Source organism: Nocardia sp. NPDC088792, assembly GCF_044750615.1.
GTDB lineage: Bacteria > Actinomycetota > Actinomycetes > Mycobacteriales > Mycobacteriaceae > Nocardia.
The window spans coordinates 1,184,278-1,208,056 of the sequence record NZ_JBIVKC010000003.1 but is presented as its reverse complement, the minus strand read 5'-3'; the positions used below and the strand labels follow the sequence as shown (position 1 = coordinate 1,208,056).

Annotated in this window: 25 protein-coding genes; 16 read left to right on the top strand and 9 right to left on the bottom strand. The window is 65.0% G+C overall.

All coding sequences use genetic code 11. The features are described 5' to 3' along the window. Positions 1 to 38 precede the first annotated feature (38 nt). The 4 genes from ACIP5Y_RS23655 to ACIP5Y_RS23640 all read left to right on the top strand — a co-directional run bounded on the left by ACIP5Y_RS23655 (position 39) and on the right by ACIP5Y_RS23640 (position 1,800). Complete coding sequence (locus ACIP5Y_RS23655) at positions 39 to 344, top strand: hypothetical protein (protein ID WP_400352761.1); 306 nt, start codon at positions 39 to 41, stop codon at positions 342 to 344. Between the two features lie 267 nt (positions 345 to 611). Beyond that, positions 612 to 764 (top strand): hypothetical protein, encoded by a 153-nt coding sequence (locus ACIP5Y_RS23650; protein WP_400352759.1) that lies wholly within the window; start codon positions 612 to 614, stop codon positions 762 to 764. Between the two features lie 244 nt (positions 765 to 1,008). Continuing rightward, the gene (locus ACIP5Y_RS23645; RefSeq protein ID WP_400352757.1) at positions 1,009 to 1,380 is read left to right on the top strand and encodes a hypothetical protein; all 372 of its coding nucleotides are present in this window, start codon (positions 1,009 to 1,011) and stop codon (positions 1,378 to 1,380) included. Positions 1,381 to 1,470: 90 nt separating this feature from the next. Continuing rightward, positions 1,471 to 1,800 carry an ArsR/SmtB family transcription factor gene (locus ACIP5Y_RS23640; protein ID WP_400352755.1) on the top strand — a complete coding sequence of 110 codons (330 nt, stop codon included), beginning with the start codon at positions 1,471 to 1,473 and terminating at the stop codon, positions 1,798 to 1,800. Between the two features lie 59 nt (positions 1,801 to 1,859). Here the strand turns inward: ACIP5Y_RS23640 and ACIP5Y_RS23635 are convergent, their stop codons facing one another. After that, positions 1,860 to 3,629 carry a hypothetical protein gene (locus ACIP5Y_RS23635; RefSeq protein ID WP_400352753.1) on the bottom strand — a complete coding sequence of 590 codons (1,770 nt, stop codon included), beginning with the start codon at positions 3,627 to 3,629 and terminating at the stop codon, positions 1,860 to 1,862. A 335-nt stretch (positions 3,630 to 3,964) separates the two neighbouring features. On the opposite strand from ACIP5Y_RS23635, the gene ACIP5Y_RS23630 reads away from it, so the two are divergent. Genes ACIP5Y_RS23630 through ACIP5Y_RS23610 form a run of 5 tightly spaced genes read left to right on the top strand, consistent with a single transcriptional unit; the run spans position 3,965 to position 7,916 of the window. Then, positions 3,965 to 5,917 (top strand): hypothetical protein, encoded by a 1,953-nt coding sequence (locus ACIP5Y_RS23630; protein WP_400352751.1) that lies wholly within the window; start codon positions 3,965 to 3,967, stop codon positions 5,915 to 5,917. Positions 5,918 to 5,951: 34 nt separating this feature from the next. Next, entirely contained in the window at positions 5,952 to 6,404 is a 453-nt protein-coding gene (locus tag ACIP5Y_RS23625) for a hypothetical protein (RefSeq protein WP_400352749.1), read from the top strand. Positions 6,405 to 6,414: 10 nt separating this feature from the next. Continuing rightward, positions 6,415 to 6,975 carry a hypothetical protein gene (locus ACIP5Y_RS23620; RefSeq protein WP_400352747.1) on the top strand — a complete coding sequence of 187 codons (561 nt, stop codon included), beginning with the start codon at positions 6,415 to 6,417 and terminating at the stop codon, positions 6,973 to 6,975. 17 nt (positions 6,976 to 6,992) lie between these two features. After that, a complete protein-coding gene (locus tag ACIP5Y_RS23615; RefSeq protein ID WP_400352745.1) occupies positions 6,993 to 7,448 on the top strand; it encodes a hypothetical protein in 456 nt (151 codons plus the stop codon). A gap of 6 nt (positions 7,449 to 7,454) precedes the next feature. Further along, the gene (locus tag ACIP5Y_RS23610) at positions 7,455 to 7,916 is read left to right on the top strand and encodes a hypothetical protein (RefSeq protein ID WP_400352743.1); all 462 of its coding nucleotides are present in this window, start codon (positions 7,455 to 7,457) and stop codon (positions 7,914 to 7,916) included. A gap of 39 nt (positions 7,917 to 7,955) precedes the next feature. On the opposite strand, the gene ACIP5Y_RS23605 is transcribed toward ACIP5Y_RS23610, so the two are convergent. Then, on the bottom strand, positions 7,956 to 8,810 hold the full coding sequence (locus tag ACIP5Y_RS23605) for an SMP-30/gluconolactonase/LRE family protein (RefSeq protein WP_400352741.1): 855 nt from the start codon (positions 8,808 to 8,810) through the stop codon (positions 7,956 to 7,958). Positions 8,811 to 9,212: 402 nt separating this feature from the next. Between ACIP5Y_RS23605 and ACIP5Y_RS23600 the strand changes: the two genes are divergently transcribed. Together ACIP5Y_RS23600 and ACIP5Y_RS23595 are read left to right on the top strand one after the other, a co-directional pair. Beyond that, on the top strand, positions 9,213 to 9,407 hold the full coding sequence (locus ACIP5Y_RS23600) for an RGCVC family protein (protein WP_400352739.1): 195 nt from the start codon (positions 9,213 to 9,215) through the stop codon (positions 9,405 to 9,407). 25 nt (positions 9,408 to 9,432) lie between these two features. Next, a complete protein-coding gene (locus ACIP5Y_RS23595) occupies positions 9,433 to 9,900 on the top strand; it encodes a nuclear transport factor 2 family protein (protein ID WP_400352737.1) in 468 nt (155 codons plus the stop codon). 74 nt (positions 9,901 to 9,974) lie between these two features. Here the strand turns inward: ACIP5Y_RS23595 and ACIP5Y_RS23590 are convergent, their stop codons facing one another. Then, positions 9,975 to 10,496 (bottom strand): hypothetical protein, encoded by a 522-nt coding sequence (locus ACIP5Y_RS23590; RefSeq protein ID WP_400352735.1) that lies wholly within the window; start codon positions 10,494 to 10,496, stop codon positions 9,975 to 9,977. 202 nt (positions 10,497 to 10,698) lie between these two features. On the opposite strand from ACIP5Y_RS23590, the gene ACIP5Y_RS23585 reads away from it, so the two are divergent. Then, positions 10,699 to 12,120, top strand: coding sequence for an MFS transporter (locus ACIP5Y_RS23585; protein ID WP_400352733.1), 1,422 nt, complete (start codon positions 10,699 to 10,701; stop codon positions 12,118 to 12,120). Here ACIP5Y_RS23585 and ACIP5Y_RS23580 read toward each other — a convergent pair. From ACIP5Y_RS23580 to ACIP5Y_RS23570, 3 genes are read right to left on the bottom strand one after another with little or no spacing between them, the layout of a single operon-like run. Then, complete coding sequence (locus ACIP5Y_RS23580) at positions 12,107 to 12,988, bottom strand: PaaX family transcriptional regulator C-terminal domain-containing protein (protein WP_400352731.1); 882 nt, start codon at positions 12,986 to 12,988, stop codon at positions 12,107 to 12,109. The two genes, ACIP5Y_RS23585 and ACIP5Y_RS23580, sit on opposite strands and share 14 nt — an antisense overlap. After that, entirely contained in the window at positions 12,969 to 14,204 is a 1,236-nt protein-coding gene (locus ACIP5Y_RS23575; protein ID WP_400352729.1) for a kynureninase, read from the bottom strand. The genes ACIP5Y_RS23580 and ACIP5Y_RS23575 overlap by 20 nt, the downstream gene beginning before the upstream one ends. Positions 14,205 to 14,206: 2 nt before the next feature. Further along, on the bottom strand, positions 14,207 to 15,082 hold the full coding sequence (locus ACIP5Y_RS23570) for a tryptophan 2,3-dioxygenase (RefSeq protein WP_400352727.1): 876 nt from the start codon (positions 15,080 to 15,082) through the stop codon (positions 14,207 to 14,209). 99 nt (positions 15,083 to 15,181) lie between these two features. Between ACIP5Y_RS23570 and ACIP5Y_RS23565 the strand changes: the two genes are divergently transcribed. Both ACIP5Y_RS23565 and ACIP5Y_RS23560 read left to right on the top strand, forming a co-directional pair. Next, on the top strand, positions 15,182 to 16,273 hold the full coding sequence (locus ACIP5Y_RS23565) for an alpha/beta hydrolase family protein (RefSeq protein ID WP_400352725.1): 1,092 nt from the start codon (positions 15,182 to 15,184) through the stop codon (positions 16,271 to 16,273). A 700-nt stretch (positions 16,274 to 16,973) separates the two neighbouring features. Continuing rightward, positions 16,974 to 18,584 carry a glycosyltransferase gene (locus ACIP5Y_RS23560; RefSeq protein WP_400352723.1) on the top strand — a complete coding sequence of 537 codons (1,611 nt, stop codon included), beginning with the start codon at positions 16,974 to 16,976 and terminating at the stop codon, positions 18,582 to 18,584. Between the two features lie 74 nt (positions 18,585 to 18,658). Here ACIP5Y_RS23560 and ACIP5Y_RS23555 read toward each other — a convergent pair whose 3' ends face one another. Then, positions 18,659 to 18,775, bottom strand: coding sequence for a ClpX C4-type zinc finger protein (locus ACIP5Y_RS23555; RefSeq protein ID WP_400352721.1), 117 nt, complete (start codon positions 18,773 to 18,775; stop codon positions 18,659 to 18,661). A 242-nt stretch (positions 18,776 to 19,017) separates the two neighbouring features. Between ACIP5Y_RS23555 and ACIP5Y_RS23550 the strand changes: the two genes are divergently transcribed. Continuing rightward, entirely contained in the window at positions 19,018 to 20,256 is a 1,239-nt protein-coding gene (locus ACIP5Y_RS23550) for an AbrB family transcriptional regulator (RefSeq protein ID WP_400352720.1), read from the top strand. A gap of 188 nt (positions 20,257 to 20,444) precedes the next feature. On the opposite strand, the gene ACIP5Y_RS23545 is transcribed toward ACIP5Y_RS23550, so the two are convergent. Together ACIP5Y_RS23545 and ACIP5Y_RS23540 are read right to left on the bottom strand one after the other, a co-directional pair. Next, positions 20,445 to 21,596 (bottom strand): hypothetical protein, encoded by a 1,152-nt coding sequence (locus ACIP5Y_RS23545; RefSeq protein ID WP_400352718.1) that lies wholly within the window; start codon positions 21,594 to 21,596, stop codon positions 20,445 to 20,447. A 41-nt stretch (positions 21,597 to 21,637) separates the two neighbouring features. Then, positions 21,638 to 21,763, bottom strand: coding sequence for a hypothetical protein (locus tag ACIP5Y_RS23540; protein WP_400352717.1), 126 nt, complete (start codon positions 21,761 to 21,763; stop codon positions 21,638 to 21,640). Between the two features lie 390 nt (positions 21,764 to 22,153). Between ACIP5Y_RS23540 and ACIP5Y_RS23535 the strand changes: the two genes are divergently transcribed. Continuing rightward, positions 22,154 to 23,773, top strand: a complete 1,620-nt coding sequence (locus tag ACIP5Y_RS23535) for a PfaD family polyunsaturated fatty acid/polyketide biosynthesis protein (RefSeq protein WP_400352715.1) — start codon at positions 22,154 to 22,156, stop codon at positions 23,771 to 23,773. Positions 23,774 to 23,779 lie beyond the last annotated feature (6 nt).

Here is a 23,779-nt window from a genome sequence, read left to right as displayed (position 1 = left end):
TGGTCGACTTCCTGCCGGACGCCACGCACGCCGTACTCATGCAGCAGCGCTGGCACGGCCTCGGATTCCTTTCGCCGGTGCCGGCCTCCGGCACCGGGTATCGGGACAGAGACCGTTGGCAGGACGGTCGTGGGGGAGTCGAGCAAGGCACGCAACCGGTCGCAAAAGGCATCGACACTGCCATAGCGCTGCAGGACCTCGCCAAGCAGCTCACCCACCGCGGTGCCCCGGACCATCTCGCCCATCTCGCCCCCATCGAGGTCGACACCGTCACGTCGGACGGTTCTACCCCGGCATTCTGCACGACAATCCCGAATCGACAGCTACTTTTGAGATACCTGTGACCCATCCAGCCGTCCGCGCCTCGATCCGTGCCAACGAATCGGAATTCAACCAGCTCGGACACGGTCCGCGCCAAGTCCTGCCGAGGATGATCGGGAAGCGCCTCGTCCTGCGCAACCGAAAGGGTTATCACACCGCATCTTCTGTTCCCCTGCATGCGCGGCGCATCGCCCTCATCGATGGGGAGTTCGTTCACGGCGGGTCGGCGCGAGCATGGATACGGCGCATAACATGTGGCGCATCCGGGCCATCGTGAAGGGAAGCGAGCAATGGGTGCGTTGACGCAGGAACCATGGCGCGCACGCAGGGTCGAGCTGACCCCCGAACAGATCGAGGCCAACCGCCGCGAAACCGAAGAACTGCTGGGCCGCAAACTCCCCCCGCGCCCCGCCCCGGCGACCGCCGGGAAAGACGCGCAGTAGCCCCCGTACCGCGAAATCAGAGCCGCTCCACAAGGCGATCGGGCCCTGTCGGCCGGTGGGAGAAAGTCGCGGGAAAGCCGGCGGCAAACCGACTGGTGGGCAATGTTTTACGGTTTGTTTGATTGCAGAATTCTTGAATTGCGTACCTTGCGGAATTCTTCAGCAATCTCGGGTATTCCGTGTGGGGTGTGGGTAGCGTCTCGCCTCGCCAAGTCGCCCATCGGGCGTGCGAGAGAGGAAAACCATGGCGGATCTGGAAATAACGTTGAAAGACATGATGATGCTCGACGGTGCGCTGGGCGCGGCCGTCGTCGACTACAACAGTGGGATGGCGTTGGGCGTGCTCGGCGGGTCGCGAGATCTGAATCTCGAGGTCGCTGCGGCGGGGAATACGGAACTGGTGCGCGCCAAACTCCGCACGATCGAGCAGCTCGGGCTCGAGGAGGAGATCGAGGACGTACTCATCACTCTCAGTGGTCAATACCACTTGATCCGTCCGGCGCGCGCCCGCAAGGCGAGGGGTCTGTTCCTTTATCTCGCTCTCGATCGTGAGCGTGGCAACCTCGCTCTCGCCCGGCATCGGTTGAAGGCCATCGAGGAGGAAGTCGAAGTCTGAAAAGGCCGCACTGGTCAGGTGATTGCCCTATTGTCGACGTCGCTGGATCGGTCGGGGCCACAGGTCACCGATGAAAGGGAGTGGCACGGGATGCCGGGAATGCAGAGGCCGCTCTATCAAATGAAGGCCGACTTCTTCAAAACCCTCGGGCATCCCGTCCGCATCCGCGTCCTCGAACTACTCAGTATGCGCGAGCACGCCGTCTCGGAAATGCTCGACGAAATCGGTGTCGAGGCAGCGAATCTCTCCCAGCAACTGTCCATCCTGCGCCGCGCCGGCCTGGTCACGGCCCACCGCGAAGGACTGTCGGTGACCTACGCCCTCACCTCGCCGCAGGTCGCGGAGCTGCTCGCCGTCGCCCGCGCCATCCTGACCGGAGTGGTGGCCGGCCAAGCCGAAGTCCTGGGACAGCCTGCCTGACACCACCTACCTCACCCCGCAAGCCTTCGTTTCCGCAGCCGAGGGGTCAGCGGACGCGATTACGGGTTGAGTGGAATCGGTTGTCCCGCAATGCAGTCCTGAGGTGCGGGTTCGCCGTATAGGCCGGACAGGAAGGTCTTGAGCGGACCGAGCAACAAGGTGACCAGTTGCTGCCGATCCGGTGTGGTCATGCAGTAGCTGGGCCCGGCGGGGCCGTTGGGGGATACCTCGGCGGCCACCGCGCGGGAGAGTCCGGGGACCGCGGTGGTGACCCGCGTGCAGGCGTCGCCGTCGTGCTCGATATTGCAGTCGAACCAGTCGACGCCGTAATCGATGGAGTTGCGCCAGGATTCGAGCGCGCGCGGGAATATCGTACCGACCCCGACGGTGTCGAAGTGGCTGCCGCCCTCGAGGGTGAGGAATTGCAGTGGTGCGGTGTCCTTGGCGTTGCGCCGGACCCAGTCGTACCAGGACTTACCGCCGAGCGCGCCGTCGGTGGGGTCGAAACCCAGGTGCGCACCGAACAGGTCGAGGTCGTTGACCGGGAACACGCCGCCGCTGGTCAGGCCGGGGATATCGAGGTCCGCGGTCTGGATCTGGGTGGGCACGTTCGCCAGTGACGGTTCGAAACCCGACATGAGTACCGCCGCTGCCGGTTTCGGGACCGGGCGCCCGTCCATGCCTTGGCCTTGGCCCACGTCCCACAGGTAGTGGCTGGTGGCAATGGATCCCATGGACTGTCCCCAGACGCCGATGTGGTCGAGGTCGATCAGATCCAGGACGGGGTTGCGGATATTGTCGCCGCCGGGCCCGTAGCCGGGGTTGTACTGCTTGCCGATGCGCGGGAGATGCACGGTATTCCAGAAGTCGGCGAAGCTGGAGAAGTCGGCGAGCGTGGTGTGGGTGCTGGGTGCGGGCAGGATGTCATCGCCGACCACCCAGTGCATGACGTCCTCGAGATCGCGGCAGGGTCCGGAGGCGAAGCAGTGCGGGGTGTTGTAGGGCACGACGAGATCGAGAATCGTTCCGTCACTTGCCCCTTGACCCGCTTCATCCCAGGTGAGCGCGATGTAGCCGCGGCGTACCGCGTTCATCGTCCACGCGTAATAGGTGGATTGGGCGGCGACGGCGCCGTCGGTGAACACCGTCATCGGGAACTTCTTGTGGGTCCCCGGATCCAGGGCCTCTTCGGGCAGGAAGATCGTTGCGGCCAGTCGCATCCCGCGGGAGTTGACGATCTGGATCTTGCGGGCCTCGCCGAGCTTGAAGTCGGCGCCGGGTGTATCGCCGGGAACGCAGTCGCCGCCGCGGGTTTCGTACTCGACCACATCGCCGGGCATGGTGCACGGGTAACGGAACTTCGCGGTGAGACCGACATTTCCCGCCCGAGTGACATCGAAATTATCGCCATCGAGGGCGTCATCGGGCTGCTGATCCCAGACGCCACTGTGTGTCCAGTTCGGCAGGTACCGCCGGTCCGCGGGCTGCAACGCCGCCCCGGCCACGGTCGGTAGCAGGTGGACTTCCTCGTCGATGACCTTTTGTATGTTGTCGCGCAACCGTTGCCGGCCGTCGGGCCCCTGGTACTGGCTCGGTTCGAGCATCGCGGCCAGCCCCTGCAAGCCGCGGCCGGGCAGACTGAGCAGGTGCTGCACGAAGTACTGCAGGTTGGCCGGATCGGTGAGATCGTGCTGGTAGCCCTGTAGCAGCATGAGCATGTTCTGCAGCACATAGGCCGGATCGGTCTGGGTCGCGACCGTCGGTGTATCCGGTGCGGGCGGCGGGTCGGCGAGCGCGGTGGTCAGGGTGCCGGTGAACATCACTGTCACAGCGGCGAATACGCCGAACCCACGGAGACAGCGTCGAGTCGATGCGAGCATGGGAATCCCTCTTGATGGATGAGCCGGAACGGTACGTCGCCGTACTCGAAGGTATCGAGGACGAGGGCGGATCACCGTGACCCGACCGGCCACGAAGGTGGCGTGATTCGTCATGGACACGGCGGGTGCGCGCACTATGACCTAGGTCACTTCCGAAGGGTGCACAACTTCACGCGTGCATGTACTCTCCAGTTACTCAATATGTACCCGAGCGTACACGCGACCGGATCTGCACTTCGACCTGGGATCGCGTCGATTTCGCGTGCCAATTTTCTGGAGGACCGATGCGTACCGGACACCGACGTCCCAGTGCTCGATTTGCCCCGTGGATCGGGTTCGGCCTGGTGCCGGCCATTACCGCGAGCACGCTGATCGCGGTTGCCGGGACCGCGCTGGCCGACCCCGACGATGTCACCCAGGTCGACCCCGCCGACCGCACCGAACAGGTCCTCGAGGTGACCGACGGCGTCCAGGTCAGCAAGGTGACCTGGCACGACCCACTGCCGGCGAGCGCCGGACCGCACCCGGACGCGTGCGACTACATCGGGTTCTACCGATTCAAACCGGTCGACGGCCCGGACAATGCGGTCGACGCCGATTCGGTGGTCTCACTACTGCCCGGCCTCTACGGCAATGCCGGCGACTTCTACCGTCAATCGATCAATGTCGTGCGCGAAATGGAACGCCGCGGCAAGAAGACCGAGTACTGGTCGACGGCCCGGCGGACCGAATGCGTCAAGGACAACACCGGCATGCAGGCCGCCGCCGATGCCGGTGACGAGCAGATCGCCTGGGACTACTACTACAAGGGCCGCGAGGTGAACGGCCGCAAGTTCGCCGGGTTCGGTTCCTGGCTCGACAATCGGGTCCTCGCCGACATCGGGCTGGCCCAGGAACTCAACGACTGGCACTTCATCAACGATCATGAAATGCCCAGTCATGCGATGCGGCAACAGAAACTGTTCCTCGCCAGCCATTCACTCGGCGGACCCGTCACCGCGCTGTACCTGTCCACCGACTTCGGACCGGCAGCGACCCAGCAGGACAACACCTTCGGTGACCGCTACGCCGGATACAACGACTGCGCAGGCTGGTTCGCCTACGACGGACCGATCATCCCGTTCAACACCAAGGTCCTCACCAACCTGATCCCCGGCCTGCAGCAACTCGGTGACGCCCTCGCCGGACCGGTCGGCAATCTCAGTGACGCGATCTTCAAAATGGGGCTGTTGCCGGGATCGGCGAACGTGACCAGCGAGCTCAGCTTCTCTTACTACCTGCGGATGCTGAATGTCTTCGGCCTTGCCGCGCGGTTGCACCCGGACGAGCCGAGCAAACTGCTCGCCCAGATGCCGGAGAACCCGCAGGCGAACCTGCTCGAGAACCTCGCCGGCTCGATCGCACGGCGCGTGCTGTTCGCCAAGGACTATCAGGATTTCTTCACCGGCCAGCCCGACGTGCGCACCTTCCATATGACCAACATGGCCGCACTGGGAGCGCTGATCAACAACAACAGCCTGCCCACCTGGCTGAACTACGGCATGGGCAGCCTCGACGGCGGGCCGGTCGCGGAGAAGACGTTCCCGCTGCCCGGATCGATCTTCGGCTGGCTGCCCGCCCAGATCTCACCACTGGTGGTCAACACGCTCACCGTGGTGCCGCGCGAAGCACCCACCGATCCGAGCAAGTTCTACACCTGGCGCGACTACGACAAGGTCGGCGAACCCTACGAATACCCGCAAACCGATCTGCTCGGCCAGCCCATCGCCAAACCCGAATACTCGGTCACCGCAGCGAAAGACGCGGCATGGGCGCTCGGTAGCCCGGACTACGACTTCACCGAGTACTACTACTCGCTGAAATCCCTGGTGGACATGGCGTTCGGCTACAGCGGCACCGCGGGCTCGGGAATGCGGACCTGGCACACCGACTTCGGCGGCAAACGACCCAACGCCGCGGTGCTGACCCGCGACGGCTTCGGCATCTTCAAGGTCGGCTTCGATCTCGTCGATCTCGTCCCGGGCGTGAAGGGCCTGCAGGACCTGATCGCCAAGGATGTCATGCCCGCCAACAGCGCTGTCGCCGAAGGCTATTCACACATGGACATCGGTAACGCCGCCGAGAAGCAGAACAACGGCAAACCCGAGATCGCCACCATGATGATCTCCAACCTGATGGAGAACACCCTCGACGGCGACGGCTACAAGATCTACACGCCGTACTCCTTCGGCCGCTGACCCACCCTTCGGAAACACGTGAAAGTGATTGCTCGTGAAACTGAGTCGTCTCTACGCGGTGTCGAGCACCGCGATCGGGATCGGATTCCTCACCGCGGCCGGCGCACTCGGTGGGGCCGGTGACGCGGCCGCCGAACCGGTGGCCAACTTCGGATTCAACGTCGGCGGTACCGGGATCGACCACTGGACGCTGCTGCCCTCGGGCGCGTTCTACGGCGGTGACCTGCTGACCTTCACGCCCGGAACCACCGGATACTATGCCGGACTGGTCTTCGACCTGAACCCGTTCTCCGGGCACTGCGTCACCGGGAAGATCACCTTCTACACCCAGGACGGCACCGCCGAGGAACACCGGACCGGCGCGGCATGCGGACTTCCGGCGGCATTTATCGGCACCACCGACCGGCCGACAGGCGACTACACGGAGTTCTGCCCCGAAGTGACCGTGGACCAATACCACACCCGCTCCTGCTTCCCGCGGAACTAGGGGAAAGCCCATGTCAGACACAGTGATTCGACTGACCACCCAGATCGCCGGGCTACTCACCGCCGCATCGATCTGCACCGCCCTCGCCGGGCCCGTCGGTGCCGCACCCGCACCGTATGTGCCACCGCCGGTCGACGCGCAGCCCGCACCGGCACCGCCGCGCACCGATCCGGCACTGCCATCCCGCGATGCCCCGGAAAACGCCCCGGCGATGCTGCCGCCGATCGGCGCGCACGCGGAACTGTTCGGCGCCACCTTCGACCACGTCAACCTGTTCCCCTACGGGGTCAGCCAGGACACCGCGGTATGGGGACTGATTCCCTTCCTGCCCGCACTGACCATCGGCTGGCTGGCCGACCTCGCACCGGGCACACCGGGATGCGCGCAGAGCACGCTGGCGTTCATCCGCCGCGACGGCACCCAGGAAACGCATCAGATCCAGAACCAATGCGGCGGCGCCGAACTCTACGGAACCCTCACCGAACGCCCGATCAGCGAATACGTCGGTGTGTGCGCGACAGCCCACCACGACACCGACGGTGGGCAGCGCGCCTGCTACCGATTCAATTGACCACGAAGGGAATCGGCGTGCGAACACCGATGAACAGAACCCTGCTCCGGCTGGCGGCGTGTACGGCCGGCGCAGCCGTGACCGTACTGTGCGGTGAAAACGCCACGGCCAGTGCGGAACCCGCGGTGACATTCAACCTCGACATCGACGGACTCGGCGGCAGCCACACCACCCAGTTCTTCCCCGGCGGCATCTTCGACTCCGACGTCCTCGATCTCACCAAAGGCGCGGTGCCCTACATGGTCGGAGTGATCCTGGACTGGCCCTTCGACGGCAACTGCACCACCGGCCGCGTCATTCTGCAACCCAAAGACGGCGGACCACCCGAGATACACGAGGTCGGAGCGGCGTGCGGCCTGCCCGCCGTCTATCTGAACACCGGCAACCGGCCCGGCGGCGACTACGCGTGGATCTGCTTCGAAGGCCACTCCGGCCAAGCCGAACCCGTACGGACCTGCTTCCCGAGAACCTGAAAGACGATGGCAGACAAGCACATGCGCAAAACAGTCAGAAACCGGCTGGCGGCTGCGGCGTTGGGGGCCGCAGCCGCCACCACGGCCTTCGGCGCCGGCCAGGCCCACGCCGACCCGATCATCAACTACGGCGGCTCCCTCGGCGACCTGTCACTCGACCATTACAACGAGTTCGCCCCCGGCGCCTTCCTCGGCGGCAACCAGATCCGATTCGGCAACGACCTACCACCGGTCTACGCGGGTCTACTCGTCGACCTCGCACCCTTCGACCAGACCTGCGTGGACGCGAAGATCGTCGTACACCCCGACGCCGCACCCGACCGCGATATCCCACTCGCCCGCAGCTGCGGCCTACCGACGCCATACCTCGTGCTCGGCGACCGCCCGGCAGCCGAATTCCGAACAACCTGCCCCACAACGGATATCAACGGAGCCGAGGCCGCACGAACCTGCTTCTACCATCAGTGAGGCAGTGACCGAACAGCCCGCAGCCTGGCCACACCGCATTCACTGCAGATGAGCCCGCAGGACGTCACCGGATTCGGTGCTCAGCAGCAGATCGCCGCTCGGAGTCGGCAACACCGAGGTCATCGGCTCTCCCGTGTACACCACACAGGAGCTGCCGGTGGCCGGGTCCACGCGGAAGAGCCGGCCGAGTGCGGTGGCAACATAGAACATTCCGTCCGGACCGACGGCGAGATCGTCAGGGAATGCGGGCAGCGCGAGCGGGCCGGGATCGAGCTGCGCGGCCAGAGTCGCGCGCGCGGGATCATCGATCGGTATCCGCAGGATCTGCCCACCGAGGCTGGCCGTCACGGTGACATAGAGGTCCCCGCCGACCACGATGATGCCGTTGGCACTGAGCGCCATGACGCGCGAGGTCCATGCGGTATCGATCGAACCATCCCGGCGGATGCGAGCCACTCCCGAGGTCGTATCGGTGACATAGAGGTAGCCCTCGTTGTCGAACGCGGCGCCATTGGCCATATTCGTGCCGCTCGCGAAGACCTCCGGCCGCGGAAGTTCCGCTGTGGGATCGAACCGGACGACGCCGTTGGTGCCGACTCCCGGTGTCGGACTGCTCAGGGCATCACCGTAATTGACATAGAGCAGGCCGTCGGGGCCGAGCCGGACCGCACCGGGGGAGCTGACGGGCACCGTCGCCGTAATCTGGCCGGCCCGGTTATAGCGCTGCACGACATTTCGATACAGGCGAGTCACCCAGAGATTGCCTTGCTCGTCGTAGCCCAGGTTCTCCGAGTAATCGAATCCGGGTATCTGAAAGGCGATCTCGGTGGTGACGCTCGCGGTGCAGCCGTGGCTCTGGGCAACCGCGGGTGCGGCCGGAGCAATCGCGCCCACGGCGACCATGATCAGTCCGGCGCCATAGCGCAGGACCCGTGAACCGGCGCCGAAGGCTCAGTAATTCTCAGCCATGAACCGAAGCTATCGGTGCGCAGCGGACCACGGAACTCCGCGGCGGACGTGGTTGCCGCTCAGGCGTGGAACGTCATTGAATCGGCGGATTCTGCCGGAAATCCGGGCTATCGGGCCGACTCTCGAGCTGCCCTCGGATGCGAGGGAGCATGCGGTGTCGGTGTAGCTGATTCGGCAGTGAAAACCCGGCGCCTATATGACCGGCACAGTCCAGGTCCTCGGCGGCGTCCCTTCTCGTCCTGAGAACGCCGATGTACCGCGGGTGTAGTCTGAGAGGCGTCAGCACTGTCTGTCCACGATGTAGACCAACTGAGGTGATCAGGCATTATGTCTTCGAATGGATCCACTGCCCCCGTAACCGACGCACCGCCTGAATCCTCTTGTGCGGCATGCTCGCACTCCTGGGAGGCGCATGACTCGATAGGAGTCAGGTACTGCTCCGCGACCGCGGCGGGTGGGCTGGATCGAGAATGCGCCTGCGCCCGGCCGGCCGAGCACGGGAAGACCTACTACCGCCGCTAGAAGCCGTCATCTGGGAGTCACCGCCGTGGCGGATTCTCGCCAGCGCCGCTGGGTGGTGTTGGCGAGGATCGTGATCATGACGATGGATGCGATGGCTTCGCTGGAGGGCTTCTACGCGGCTGAGGCCGCTTACCTCACCGAGGGGGCTGGATTCGCGGCGATGGCACGCTATCTCGCCGCGGATGTTGTGATGTATCAGGCGCCGAGCCTGCCTTATGGCGGTGAGTGGCGCGGGCATGACGGATTGCGTGGATTCCTTGCGGCCATGGAAGCCCATTGGGATGGGTTGTGGTTCGATGAGCAGCGATTCCTGTGCGAGGGCGATCAGATCGTGGCCTACAGTCGGGGTCGTCTGCGCGCGAGAGGCAGCGGACAGGTGCTGGAAACCTCACTGTTGCAGTGGATCAGCTTCCGCGACGGACTGATCACCGAGTTCCGGCCGTACTATCACGACACCGTGGCGGTAGTGGCCGCGTTGACCGAAAACTCCTGAACCTGCTCCGAATTACGTTGTGTCCCTTGCGATTGCGCAGGGGACACACCGCTATGATGCTAGGGATCGGGGTGTCATCGGCTCTGTTGTTCGCGCGGTGGGCGGACGCAACCATCGGCGAGGATCCAAGGGGTGCCGTCGGTGTGCGCGCCGGCGAGGCCGTCGAGATGGTGTGCGCCAACCAATTCCAGCGTGTCGCGGGCGGCAAGGGCAGCGGTGACGAGCGTGCGACGCGCGCTCCAGGTGGTCGACCACAGCAGTCGGCGGGTCATCTGCGCCCAGCCGGTCGCCGGCCCGGTCATGACCCACAGATCGGGGTCGGTGGCCGCGAAGCGGGTGGCCTGACGCAACCAAGAGGCCGCGGTCTCGGGCCAAGTGATCGTCGCCGCTACCTCTCCACCCTCGTGCTGCCAACGGTCTGCGAGGGTCTGGGAGGTGACCAGGGCAGCAGAGGTGCGGCCCGAACCGATCGCGATGGTGTGGGCGCCACGGCGACGGGCAATACCGATGATCACGTCCAGCTCGACAGTGGTGGCGGTGGGGTCCTCGTTGTTACGGGGTGGGGTGAGTAGTCGTGGTGAGGTCAGGGCATACATCGCTCGGCTTCTTTCCAAGGATCGGGTCGGTCCCGGCACAGAGATGATGCGCCGATTCGATAGCGAATCCCGTTGCTTCACAGTAGCTTTGCCAGCCACTGTATTCGCTGTAAGAGTGGTCCTTCGGCGGGATTCGGACGTCGCATACGCGGCGGCCGATTGCCGCCAGCCACCACCGGTGGAGTCCCGGCACGCTGACCGCATGAACTCCGCCACCCGATGGGGACTCGCGGCCATGCTGAGCATGTCCTTCCTGTATCAGGCCGACGCCACCATCGTGAATGTTGCACTGCCCGCCATCCGTGCCGGACTCGGCGCCTCGAGCGCCCAACTGGAACTCGTGATCGGCAGCTATATGCTCGCCTCCGCAGCCCTGCTCATTATCGGCGCTCGCCTGGGACATCTGCTGGGCTATCGCCGGGTCTTCCTGGCGGGGGTCGCCCTCTTCGGAATCGCCTCGCTGGCTTGCGGTCTCGCGACCGGCCCGGTGATGCTCATCATCGTGCGGGCCGTACAGGGCATCGGCGGCGCGCTCGCCATCCCGCAGGTGTTCACCGGGATCCAACTGCAGTTCCCGGCGGGGCCGCAGCGCATGCGCGCGCTGGGACTCAATGCGATCGCGCTCTCCGGTGGCGCGGTGGCCGGGCAGCTCCTCGGTGGTGTGCTGGGTTCGATGAATCTGCTCGGCCTGCACTGGCGTTCGATCTTCCTGATCAACGTGCCGATCGCCGCGGCCATGATCATCGCGGGGCTGTTGGCGATTCCCGCGCAGCGCAACACCGATCCCGCACAACGCCTCGACGTACCCGGCGCCGCGACATTGGCCATCGCCGTCCTGCTGCTGGTGCTGCCGCTGACATTGGGCCACGACGCCGGCTGGCCCGCCTGGACCTGGCTGTCCCTGGCCGCCGCGATTGCCTGCGCGGCATTGTTCTTCGCGGTGGAATCCCGCCGCACCCGGGTGGGGCGTTCACCACTGTTCGACATGGCCCTCATCGCGCGACCCGCCATCGCCTGGGGACTGTCGGCGCAGGCGCTCATGACCGCGACCTATTACGCGCTGCTGTTCACCCTCGCCCAGTATCTGCAGCACGGACTCGGCCGCGGTGCACTGTTCTCCGGGCTCGTTCTGATCCCTTGGGTGCTGGCCTTCGGACTTCCCGGACGGCTGCTGCATCGTGTGCCCGGCCGCCGGCAGCATCTGGTGTCGGGTCTCGGCTGCGCGATCGTGGCCTTCGCCTACACCGCCCTGGCCGTGACCTTGTTCAGCGGTCTGCTGTCCACACCCGTCATGCTCATCCTGCTCGCCCTCGGCGGCTTCGGGCTCGGCGCCAGCTACAGCGCCATGATCGTCCACCTCACCACCGTGGCCACCCCCGGCCACGCGGCCGACATCAGCGGCGTCTTCACCACCGCACTGCAGATAGCCGGTGCGATCGGCGTAGCGACTTTCGGTGCGTTCTACCCGAATTCGGGCGTCCGCAGCCTCGCCGAACACCAATTCGGTTGGCTGTGCCTGGCATTCGCCCTCACCGCACTCCTCGCAGCGTTCGCGTCGGCGCTGTCGACCAGCTCGCGCGCCGGTGTGAAAGACCCGGTACCCGTTCCGGTCATTCCCTGTTGACCAGTGCGCGTACCCATTTGCGGCTCGGCTCCAAGTAGCGTCGTCGCGATTCGGCGAACAATTCGAGACCTGCGCCGCCGGGCCAGTCGGCGGGCAGCATGGCCGCTGGCAGGCCCGGGTCTATATACGGAATGATCCGCCATTCGTCCAGGACGGGAACGAATCGTGTGAAGGCCGCGTGCCCGTCGGGATCGCCGTCAGGGTCGAGGCTATGGCCGTGATGGTCGAGGAAGGTTCGATATCGGTCGGCGAGGCCCCGCAGGTCCCACCACTGGGTGGCTGCTTCTCGGATTGTGCCGGGAACGGTGAGTTCTGTTGCGCGGAAAGTGGTTACATAATCGTCGAGGCCCAGAGTGGTGACGATGGCGGCGGCCTCCGCAGTCAGATAGTCGGGGCAGATCCACAATCCGGCCGACACGATGCCGCAGCCGATCGAGGTGAGCCTGCGCCGAAGCTGGTGCCGCGCGGCGCGTTCGGATTCCGGGATGCCGAAGGAGATCAACCGCCACGCGTCGTCCGGGGCCATCTGCCGGAATCCGTAGATGCGTGGGTCGCCCCGCTCGAACATCGCTCCCGCCTCGGCGGTCAATCCATACCCGTTGCGGCCGTTGCGGCTCTCCGAGAACAACACTCCTCTGCTCTTGAGCCGGGTCACTGCGGACCGGGTGCTCTGCTCGGGTACGTCGAGCATCGAGAGCAGAGTGGTGAAGTCGGAGATGGCGATCCACCCGCCGAGGTCGCGCACATATGCCCCGAGCACCGTGCGGGCCAGTGATGTGGCACTGCCCGGGCGCGAATCGATGTCATCGAGCACAGCATCCGACGCGGCGACCGGGCCCGGCGCGGTGTCAGGGGTTAGCGAACTCATCACGGATCACCGCCAGCCCGGCCAGCAACTCGGTGAATGTCGTGCTCAGCGGGCTCGGACCGAGACGCAGGCCTGCGGGCCCGCGGAAGTCGGGTATGACGCCGCGTTCCCAGAGCCGGGGGAGCATCCCCTGGAAGGTCGGATGGTCGATGGTCACGTGGCCGCCACGGCGGGCCGGATCGAGCGGCGACGACACCGTGACGCCCCGCGGAACCAGCCAGGACCGCACCACGTCGAGCGCGAATTCGGTGAGCGCGACCGACTTTGCCCGGATCGCCCGGATACCGGCTTCCTCGATCATGTCGATAGTGTCCTGGATCGGGAGCATGCCGAGAATCGCGGGGGTGCCACTGATCACCCGGCGAATTCCCGGGGCGGGCCGATAGCCCTGCGCCATCTCGAAGGGCGCATCCCGGCCCATCCAACCCCAGATCGGCTGGACGAACTCATCGAGATGTGCCGCGGCGACATAGGCGAATGCCGGCGAACCCGGGCCCCCGTTGAGATATTTGTATGTACATCCGACGGCGAAATCGACTGCCCACGAATCGAGTTCGATCTCCACCGAGCCGGCCGAGTGACACAGATCGAGCAGCAGCAGGGCGCCCGCGTCGTGTGTCACGGTGGCGACAGCGGGGGAGTCCAGCAGGTATCCCGACCGGTAGGCGACGTGGCTGAGCGCCACCAGGGCGGTGCGCTCTGAGACGACCTCGGCCAGATCCGCGGCGGTCACACCCGCACGCAGATCCGGCTCGAGCCACCGCAATGTGTACCCGAGATCGGCGGCGATCGACTCGAGAACGTAGCGGTCGGTGGGGAAATTGCCGCGGTCGACCACGATCTCGGTGCGGCCGGGCCGCAGCGTCAGCGCACCACGAGCCAGCTTGTACAACAAGACCGTTGTCGAATCGCCGATCGTGGTCTGCCCGGTTGCGGCGCCGAGTACCGCGGCGCCGAGCCTATCGCCCAGTGTGAGTGGAAGATCGAACCATTCCTCGTCCCACCGGCGAATCAGCCGGTGTCCCCAGTCCTGCGCGAGGAAGGCCGAGATCCGTTCGCTGGTCGCGCGGGTGGGCCGGCCGAGGGAGTTGCCGTCCAGATAGGCGACGATTCGCGGGTCGTCACTGCCCAGGAAGCGGGCGGGATAGTCGCGCAGGGGATCGGCGGCATCCAATGCCGCGGCGCGGGACGCGAACTCGGTAGCAGTGACGGTCATGATCAACGCCCGACCTGCGTACGGATCGCGAAGAGTTCCGGGAAGAAGGTGAGGTCGAGTGCACGTTCCAGAAACGGGATACCGCTCGAACCGCCGGTGCCGGTTCTCATTCCGATGGTGCGCAGCACGGTGCGCAGATGCCGGAACCGCCACAGGTGAAAGTTCTCTTCGAGGTCGACCAACTCCTCGAAGGCCTCATAGACCGACCAATGAGCCTCGGGATTCTCATAGATCTGCTTGACCAGCGGCAGCAGGTTCGGATCGAGCACATGGGCGCGGGTGACGTCGCGGTCCAGTACGGAAGCGGGCACCTCGAGCCCGGTACGTGCGAGGTAGTGCCAGAAGGCGTCGTACAGGCTGGGCTGGTGCAGCAACACTTCCAGTTCGCCGCGGGCCACCGGATCGGAGTCGAACACCGCGAGCATGTCCGCGTTCTTGTTCCCGAGAATGAACTCCATTGCCCGATATTGATATGACTGGAACCCCGACGAGTGTCCGAGAAAGCCCCGGAACTGGGCGTACTCCGAAGGAGTGAGGGTCGCGAGGACCGACCACTGTTCGGTGAGGGTCTTCTGGATGTGCTTGACACGGGCGATGCACTTCAACGCGAAGCCGATGTCGTTGTCGTCCAAGGCCTGCCGGGCCGCGTCGATCTCGTGCAGCGCGAGCTTCAGCCATAGTTCGGTGGTCTGGTGTTGAACGATGAAGAGCAGTTCGTCGTGATGTACGGGACGACTGAGGGGGTGCTGGGCACTGAGCAGCGTGCCGAGGTCGAGGTAGGCGCCGTAACTGAGTTGCGCGGAGAAGTCGGTGACGACAGGCGCTTCCAGAGCGCGGGTGTTGCCTTCGACCGCCGGTATCGGTTCGTGGTCCTTCATGTTTGTCCCAATCCGGTGTCCTGCAACGGCCGAATCCTCCGCATCTCGCCCGCCGGACACCATGTTTAAAAATCGTGACGACCGCTACTCTAATGTCATATGAGCGTCTCCGCAGCCGGCTTCGATAACCTGGTCGTCGTGTTCGGCCCCGATGCCGTCGCACACCCGCCCACCGCCGAGGAGTTGCTGGCGCAAGCAATGACCCGGCGGGGAGTGACCGGCGAACTGGTCCGGACGGCCGACACAGCCGAATTCCGGTCCGCCGTGCGCGCGGCGCCCACGGATTGTGTTGTGGTGCCGGGCTTCTCGAACCTCCCGGAGCTCTCGGGTTCGACAGTGATACGCGTGGACTTCGACACCCGCGCTCTCGATCTCGCCGCCGGCGTCCGAGCACACATTCGCGGGCGCGGGCTCGACGGTCTCCGTTTCGCCGTGGACAGCTGGTACTTCCACCGCGCCCACCCCGCAACGGTCCGGCCATACGGCGAGCATCCCTGGCAGCGAATCGAACTGCGGATCCCGCCCGGCCCGGGCCCCTTCCCGGTAGCTGTACTGATCCACGGCGGCTACTGGAAACGATGGTGGGACAGCGACCTGATGGACGCCCTGGCAGTCGATCTCACCGCACGCGGCATCGCCACCTGCAATGTCGAATATCGACGCCCCGCAACGCACGGTTGGGCAGCGACCACCATGGACGTCACCACGGCATTCGGCGTGCTCGCTTCGATCCCAGCACTGGATCTCGACCGCATCGTGGTGTTCGGCCATTCCGCGGGCGGCCAGTTGGCACTGCGGCTGGGCGCGGACACGGCCCGCGCCACCGTGCGACCGTCTCTCCTGGTGAGCCTGGCCGGAGTCCTCGATCTCCGAATCGCGGACCAGCGCTGGCTCGGCGACGGAGCGGTATCCGCGGCACTCGGCCACCGCTACTCCCCGACATCCACCGCAGCAGAGATCTACCGGCAATCATCGCCCGCCGAACGACTCCCGATCGGTATCCCCCAACTCGTGGTGTGCGGCCGCGACGACGATCCCGACCTCCGCGAGATCAGTAACCACTACGCCCTCCGCGCAGCCGCCGCCGGCGACCGGGTCCAGACCCTGGAAGTATCGGGAGACCACTGGTCCGTGATCGATCCCGACAGCGAAATCTGGTGCCGCATACGTGAATACGCCTCGATACCCTGAACCTGGCCGCGGATTCGGCCGACTACCTCATCAACGCCCCAGCTGGAGCAGAGTCGTCGACGCAGTGACGGCGAATTCTTCCGGCGGCGCGCCGAGTCCGAAGCCTTTGCCGGGCCGCCGCAGTCGGAGTTCCGCCAGTCCGTGCAGGCGGCAACCTCTCACCGAGCTTCTCGGATGGAGCCAGCATCAGGGGCTTTGCCAAGAGGCCGGCGTTGCCGCGCCGGCGCTCCGAGGTTCATGAGAACTCTCGCTCTGCCGACGGGTCGCGAGGCGCTGATGCGGCGAGCCGGTCAGCATGCGGGGACGATCGAAGCGCTGTGACTGTCCAGCGATTGACCTGTCATCAACGGCATGTTGCCGCGGCTGGTGCACGATAGCCGATTATCGTGTGAGCGCACGGTTTTCCTGCAATTGATGACTGCCTGACGAGGGCTCGGCACGCTCTGATCGTGTCGGGGGCAGTGCCGACCCGTACCTGTTGATATCGGCAGGGTCACCTTCCCCATTTCCTCTTTCGCCAGGAGTGTTCATGAGGCAGTTCGCGAAGTCCGTTACCGAGGCACGGCTAGGTACGGTTCGCAGCAGTACGACGGTCGCGTCACGCAATTCTGCGCGGATCAACGAATACGCGCGGTGTGGCGAACGGACCGGCCCGCTGACCACGCCGACGTCGGCCGCGGGGCCGGTGCGGTTTCGGCGCATGGCTTCCAGGCGGCAGCGAGTGGCCATCTGCGTGCTGGGGGTGCTGAACGTGGCGATTGGTTTCGCGTTCATCGGATGGCTGCTGCCGGGGACCGCTGGCCTGGATGGCTGGCGTGCGTGGGCGTTCCTCGGCGTGCACCTGGTGGCCATCGCTGCGGTCGTGGCGAGCGTGATACCGGCGTCGGCGAACTGGATATTTGCCTACTACGCAAAGGATCCGGTGCCATGGACCCCGCAACCCGGGTTGCGGGTTGCCCTGCTGACCACGATCGTGCCCGCCAGGGAACCGCTGGAGATGCTCGACCGGACGTTGACAGCGATGATGAAGGTCGAATACGACGGCCAGATCGATGTGTGGATTCTCGACGAGGGCGATGACGATCGGGTCAAGGCAATCGCCGAACGCCTGGGTGTGCACCACTTTTCACGAAAAGGCAGGGCGGAATACAACCAGCCCGAGGGCGCCTTCCGTGTCAAATGCAAGGCCGGTAACCACAATGCGTGGCTGGCCGCGCATGGTCTGCCCTACGACGTCGTCGTGCAGATGGATCCCGATCATGTGCCATTTCCGTGGCTGCTCGAGCGGTGCCTGGGATATTTCCGCGATCCCGATATCGCCTTCGTCGCGATGCCCCACGTGTACGGAAACCGGCACGACAATTGGGTGACCTACGGTGCGTCGGCGCAGATGATTCCATGGAACTCGGTGACACTGCGCGGTGGCAACGGGCTGCGAACTCCGATACTCGAAGGTTCCAATCACGCGTACCGCCCGTCGGCCTGGCGATTGATAGACGGCTACCAGGACGCCCTGAGCGAAGACCGGCTGACGAGTATGCGGATCCTCGGAACAGTCAACCCCGCCACGGGAAACCTGTTCACCGGCGTATACACCCCCGACGTGCTGACCGTCGGCGAAGCACCGTCCACCTGGACCGACTGGTTCAACCAGCAGAAACGCTGGTCCTACGGGCTCTGGCAGATCTACCTGACACCCCGGATGCGCCCGCTTATCCGCCACAATTTCCAGCAGATCCGCACATCGGTCGGCTTCGCCTGTCACGACTTCTGCAAACCCGTCCAGGTCCTCTGGGCGGTCATCTTCGGGCTGCTCACCGCGGCACATCTGCTGCTGGGCACCACGGTCATGGGGCAATGGTCGGTAGCCATGATCGTGTGGGGCGCGACTCAGATCGGCTTTGCGCCATTGCAACTGTGGCTGCGCCGTTTCTACGCCACTGCCCACGAACAACGCCGCTACGGTCTGCGCGGCATCGCGCTGATTCAAGTGACCGCGCCCATCATCGCCGCCGCCGGATTCTCCGCGCTGCTCGGACGGCCACTGACCTATGTAGTGACCGCCAAGGGGCGCCTGAAATCCGTCGACCTGCTCGCCACATTCCGACTACATCTGTGGTTGGCCGCCGTACTCGCCATACCCCTCGCCTACATGGTGTGGGCCGACCGAGCCGCCCTCACCGTGCGCATCCTGCTCACGATCTGCCTGGCCACAACCCTGACACCGCCACTGGCATGGCTGACTTCCCGCAGCCTGTACGCCCGGTCCGGTCGGAGTATCGCCGACACCGAGATGATCTCGGCCCGTTGAACTTCCAGGGTGCCGCTGGCCGGTTCGGTCAGCGGCACCCTGTAAATGTCGACTACGGGCCGGCGGTGGAGTCACTACGGGAGTTCGATCGGCGGAGTGAGGACGGCGGGACCGGCGACGATGCGTCGCACGGCGTTGGCGGGCTTGGAGCAAAACGAGCACGCCAAGATGTGATCGGTGGCGGGGGACATGCCTTCGCGTAGATGAAGATCCGCTCACTGCGGCCGCGGTTCGTGCCGGGCTCAGCGATTTCACAGCGACCGCGATGCAGAGTGAACCCCGGACAATCCGGTGGAAGCCGCGGAGAAGACCCGCGGTCGTGTACGGCGCCCCGCTGTGTCAGCTCCGCTCGACCGGATAACTGTGTACAGACACCTACTTGTTGAGGACATTTATGGTTTGGTCGCAGGCTGGAGTTCATCGCCGTCCGGACGTGTCCGCTGATCAGGCTATCGCCCCTGGTCAGTGCATGATGCCGTCAGCTCCTCCTTCGAGCTGGTCGCCGATATTTGTCCGGTACGAACGTTCGCGCGGGCGAGGGTTTCGTCGATTGATGTGCGCTGCGCGATCTCGGTGGGTGATGGTGCGTGGGTTCCTGGGCTGGGCCGTTGTCATCGTGAGTTGCTACTGGCTCGCCGAGTTCGCTGGGGTTTTCGGGGTGCCGGCTGCGGAACTCGTCGTTCCGCTGGTGGCAGGAATTGTGTTGGCGTTGACCGGTCTCGTGCGTGCGCATTTTCCGCCGCGCGCCAGTCGGGCCGTACAGGCCATGGTCGGTGTCGTGATGGGTAGCTATCTGCAATTCGATGCGCTACGGCTGGTCGCAGGTGCGAGTATGCCGCTGGTTGTCGTGACGATCGTGTCGATCGCCTGCTGTTGCCCGGCTGCGCTCTGGCTCGCGCGAACTCCGAAGATCCCGCTGGTGGACGCCGTTCTGGGGATGGTTCCCGGCGGGTCGGCCGGCATCATCGCCTGCGCTCACGACCTCGGGGCGGACGCTGGGCGCGTGGCCTTCGCACAGTTTTTGCGGGTGGGCGCGATCGCGCTCACCGCTCCGTTGATCGTGACCATGGCCGGAGGGCACAGCGGCGGCTCCTCATCATCGCTGGGGTGGCCCGCTTTCGCGCACTGGGTCGAGCGGCCGCAGGGCATTTCATCGGCCTTGGTGCTGGTCGCGGTGTGCCTATTGGGAATCAGAGTGGGGCGGCTGATCAAACTGCCGGCACCGGTGCTGCTCGGCCCGATGGTGGTTACCGCTGTCGTGACCATGACTGGGACGTGGTCGGGACTCGCGCCGGCCGGGCCGCTCAAGGACGCCTTGTTCGTGGTCGTAGGGCTCGAGATCGGGCTGCGGTTCACTCGGTCCGCCATCCGCGGTGTCGCCTCTGTGCTGCCCCGTTTGCTGGTCGCGATCACAGCGGTCTGCCTGCTCTGTGCGGGACTGGCGTGGGTGACCGCGGCGATCACCGGCCTCACTTTCGTGGAGGCCTACTTGGCGACTACACCGGGCGGCATCAACGCGGTTCTGGCCACCGCTGTAGCCAGCGGCAGCGACGTCACGCTGATCTCGACCGTGCAAAGTATGCGGCTGTTCTTTGTTCTGTTGGCCCTACCACCTCTGATCCGCTGGCTCGGCACCCGCACCGCCGCACCACCATCCATCCGCCTCGACTAGGACCGTCCCGAACTCTGGCCGGACGCATCCGACGACGGCCGCTGAGATTGCCGGCTACACGTCCATGTCCGGTCCGAGCCTCGATCTGGAGGGCCTGTGGTTTCGACGGGTTGTCGACGACCCGGACAAGTGGCTCGCAGGGCTCGATCAAGGTCTGCACTCGAGGTGACCGAGCGCTGACGAATCGGTCAGCCAGGGTAGATGCCCGCGACGAGTGCCCCCTTGGCCGAATACTTCCGGATCGGTTGCAGGGTCGTCGTGTCGTAGGTGGTGAGCGAACCGTCGAGATTCATGATATTCGTCATGAGTGGCTCCCATGCCTGTTGCTTCGCGTGGTACCAGCCGGCCAGGGGATGCCAATACGGCAGCGGAACGCCGTCCGAAATGCCGGAGAGGTAGGCGATTTTGCCGTCCGGCGAGAATCCCACGTAGACGGCCCCCTCACCGGGAGTGCCGAAGCGTCTCACCTCCGCGCCCGTCTGGGCGTTGAGCACGACCACCTCGTCGGAGTTGTACATGCAGACCCACAATTCCTTGCCGCCCGGCGTCAGGGTCGCCGAGATCGGTTCGTCCCACAACCCGAAGAATTTGGTGGTGCGCACGGTCCAACTCGGGACGTCGACGATCGCGACACCGGAGAAGAAGTTGATCGCATACAGGGTGTTCCCGTCCGCGGACATCGCGCCCCAGCCGGTCGAGTTTCCGTTGAGGAACAGTACCGGCGCCGTCACCGCGCCGGTCTCGGTGTCGTATTTCGTCAGTGTTCCGAGGGACGACATGACATAAAGCGATTTGTTGTCAGGGGAGACCTCGATATGCCCGGGGATAGGCGGTAGCGCCACCGGTATGGTGCGCACGACTTCGAGCGTCTGTGTGTCGATCACCTGTGTCAGCAACAACGAGGTCGGTACGAACAGATATCTCGCATCCTGCGACAGGATGAAGGTCGCGTATGGCGCGCCCACTGTCGGAATCCGATCGACGACTTTGCCGCTCGGGATATCGATCACCGTGATGTACCAGTTGAGCGGGTTGCCCGGGCCGAAGTTGCCGACGAACATCCGTTTGCCGTCGGGCATTGCCTTCATGACCAGGGGATGGTCGCCGACGGCGGGTATCTCCTGTTGGAGCTGGAGGGTTTCGGGATCGAGTTCGACGACCGAGCCCTTGCTGTAGTTCGGTAGCCAGATCGAGCCGCCGGGTCCGCTGGACGAACCCGAAATCGTCGGGTTCGCCGAGGCGGCACCGGAAGTCGAGAATATCGCGATTGCGCAGCAGACGGCGACGACCGTGGCGCGTCGAAGCTGGGGGAAACCGAATCGGTTGATGTCCTTGAACAAAGCCAACTCACTTGGTCGCGGGGAGAATTCGGTCGGATCGATCAGCCGATGCCGGCACTGCCGGTCGCGAGCGTGCCGAGGGCGAACCCATGCGCCTGGAGTGCGGCCAAGCCGGACATCATCACCTGGAGGTAGGTCAGCGGACTATCGAGAAAAATTGTTTTCACCTTTCCTTGTGGGAACGTCCAAAACGAGAACGCCCCAAAACTAGTCGTGGTCCGTTGGACCTGTCGCCCGCTGCAGTGAACCTGTCCGCTACTCCCCGGCAACGGCTGTAAATGTCCCCCCCCTCGCCGTCGGAGGCAGGTGTGCGTGGTGGGAGCGGACCCGGTTATTCGCGGACAATGTCGGGCATTATCGGACAAACTCGCCGCACGGCGGTCGGCGGTATCCCCAATCTGTTTGAGCGCCTGGGGAAATCACAAAAGATTGCTTCATATTGACCGTGGTCGAGTGGATTCTGCTAACTTTCGGAAATGCCGCTACCGGACGGTAGGCTTCTATCCGGAATGGCTTGTCGGCTCGAGGTTTTCGCGCGAATATCCGAAAGGTGCCCGATGACAGTCGAATACCGGAGTGCAGTCGCCGGGACGGATCTGCGCTGGTGCGGCGAGGCGGGGGAGTCCGCTTTTCGGGCCCGCGCGATTGTCGAGGCGATCCGTACTCCGCGTGTCGCGGCGTATGTGATCAGTGCGGGGCCGGGCCTGCGTCCGGGAGTCGGGATCGGGGGGCAGCTCAATGCGTCCGGTGAGGGATTCGAAGTGGTGGGTTTGCTGCCGCCGATATTTCCGGAACACCTCGGCGATCCGAGCTTTGCTGCGACGCACCAGGTCCGGTTTCCGTACGTCGCGGGCGAGATGGCGAACGGCATTGCGACGACACGCATGGTGATCGAGATGGCGCGTGCCCGGATGCTGGGGTTCTTCGGTGCCGGAGGGCTGCACCTGGGTGCCATCGAGAATGCGGTCGGCGAGCTGGTGCGCACGCTGGGGCCGCTGCCCAACTGGGGAGTCAACTTGATCCACACGCCGGGTGAGCCGGGGCATGAGGATCGAGTGGCGGATCTGCTGATCCGGGCGGGGGTCGTCAACATCTCGGCGTCGGCCTTCATGGATCTCACGCCCGCCGCGGTGCGGTGTGCTGTCGCGGGTTTGCATACCGACGCCGCCGGAGTCATTCAACGGCGACATCGCCTGTTCGCCAAGGTTTCTCGCACCGAGGTGGCCGCCAAGTTCATGGCGCCCGCACCGCCCGAGCTGCTGCAGACTCTGGTGAGCCGCGGGCAGATCACCGAAACCGAAGCACGTCTGGCAGCCGCGGTGCCGCTGGCCACGGACGTGACGGTCGAGGCCGACAGCGGCGGGCACACCGACAATCGTCCGCTGACCGTTGTTCTCCCCGCGGTGATCGCCCTGCGAGACGGCTTGACGCGTCGCGGCGGATACCGTGAGCGGATACGGGTCGGTGCCGCAGGCGGTTTGGGTGACCCCGCCGGTGTGGCCGCGGCGTTCGCGGCGGGCGCCGACTATGTGGTGACCGGGACCGTGAACCAGCGGGCCGTCGAGGCGGGCCTGTCCGACGACGCCAAGCAGATGCTCGCGACGGCGTCGTTCGCCGACATCGTCATGGCGCCCGCGGCGGACATGTTCGAGTACGGGGTCAAGGTGCAGGTGCTGCGGCGCGGCACCATGTTCGCCAACCGGGCGGCACTGCTCTACGACACCTATCGCGACCACGACGATCTACGAGACATCCCCGCCGTGGTGCGCGGCCGGATCGAACGCGACATTCTGCGCACCTCGTTCGATGAGGCCTGGGCGCAGACGAGGCAGTTCTGGCTGGACCGCGACCCGGGTCAGGTCGAGCAGGCCGAGCAGGATCCCCGGCATCGGATGGCACTGGTGTTCCGCTCCTACCTCGGCAGGTCGAGCCGCTGGGCGATCGAAGGTGATGCCGAGCGGCGCGGCGACTTCCAGATCTGGTGTGGGCCGGCGATCGGTTCGTTCAATCGGTGGATCGCCGACAGCCCCCTCGCAGATCCCCAGGCCTGCACCGTTGTTCAGATCGCGCGCAACCTGCTCGAAGGCGCGACCGTGCTGGCCCGCGCCCAGCAGTTGCGCACGTTCGGTGTCGCGGTGCCGGGCATAGAGCTCTTTCCGCCCCGTCTTCTGTCGTAACCGAAA

Coding starts and splice junctions, on each gene's coding strand:
- ACIP5Y_RS23555 (WP_400352721.1), bottom strand. CDS start 18,775: ATGTCCCCCGCCACCGATCACATCTTGGCGTGCTCGTTTTGCTCCAAG.
- ACIP5Y_RS23620 (WP_400352747.1), top strand. CDS start 6,415: ATGTCAGACACAGTGATTCGACTGACCACCCAGATCGCCGGGCTACTC.
- ACIP5Y_RS23570 (WP_400352727.1), bottom strand. CDS start 15,082: ATGAAGGACCACGAACCGATACCGGCGGTCGAAGGCAACACCCGCGCT.
- ACIP5Y_RS23580 (WP_400352731.1), bottom strand. CDS start 12,988: ATGAGTTCGCTAACCCCTGACACCGCGCCGGGCCCGGTCGCCGCGTCG.
- ACIP5Y_RS23655 (WP_400352761.1), top strand. CDS start 39: ATGCAGCAGCGCTGGCACGGCCTCGGATTCCTTTCGCCGGTGCCGGCC.
- ACIP5Y_RS23585 (WP_400352733.1), top strand. CDS start 10,699: ATGAACTCCGCCACCCGATGGGGACTCGCGGCCATGCTGAGCATGTCC.
- ACIP5Y_RS23650 (WP_400352759.1), top strand. CDS start 612: ATGGGTGCGTTGACGCAGGAACCATGGCGCGCACGCAGGGTCGAGCTG.
- ACIP5Y_RS23590 (WP_400352735.1), bottom strand. CDS start 10,496: ATGTATGCCCTGACCTCACCACGACTACTCACCCCACCCCGTAACAAC.
- ACIP5Y_RS23610 (WP_400352743.1), top strand. CDS start 7,455: ATGGCAGACAAGCACATGCGCAAAACAGTCAGAAACCGGCTGGCGGCT.
- ACIP5Y_RS23575 (WP_400352729.1), bottom strand. CDS start 14,204: ATGACCGTCACTGCTACCGAGTTCGCGTCCCGCGCCGCGGCATTGGAT.
- ACIP5Y_RS23645 (WP_400352757.1), top strand. CDS start 1,009: ATGGCGGATCTGGAAATAACGTTGAAAGACATGATGATGCTCGACGGT.
- ACIP5Y_RS23640 (WP_400352755.1), top strand. CDS start 1,471: ATGCCGGGAATGCAGAGGCCGCTCTATCAAATGAAGGCCGACTTCTTC.
- ACIP5Y_RS23560 (WP_400352723.1), top strand. CDS start 16,974: ATGGCTTCCAGGCGGCAGCGAGTGGCCATCTGCGTGCTGGGGGTGCTG.
- ACIP5Y_RS23600 (WP_400352739.1), top strand. CDS start 9,213: ATGTCTTCGAATGGATCCACTGCCCCCGTAACCGACGCACCGCCTGAA.
- ACIP5Y_RS23565 (WP_400352725.1), top strand. CDS start 15,182: ATGAGCGTCTCCGCAGCCGGCTTCGATAACCTGGTCGTCGTGTTCGGC.
- ACIP5Y_RS23630 (WP_400352751.1), top strand. CDS start 3,965: ATGCGTACCGGACACCGACGTCCCAGTGCTCGATTTGCCCCGTGGATC.
- ACIP5Y_RS23535 (WP_400352715.1), top strand. CDS start 22,154: ATGACAGTCGAATACCGGAGTGCAGTCGCCGGGACGGATCTGCGCTGG.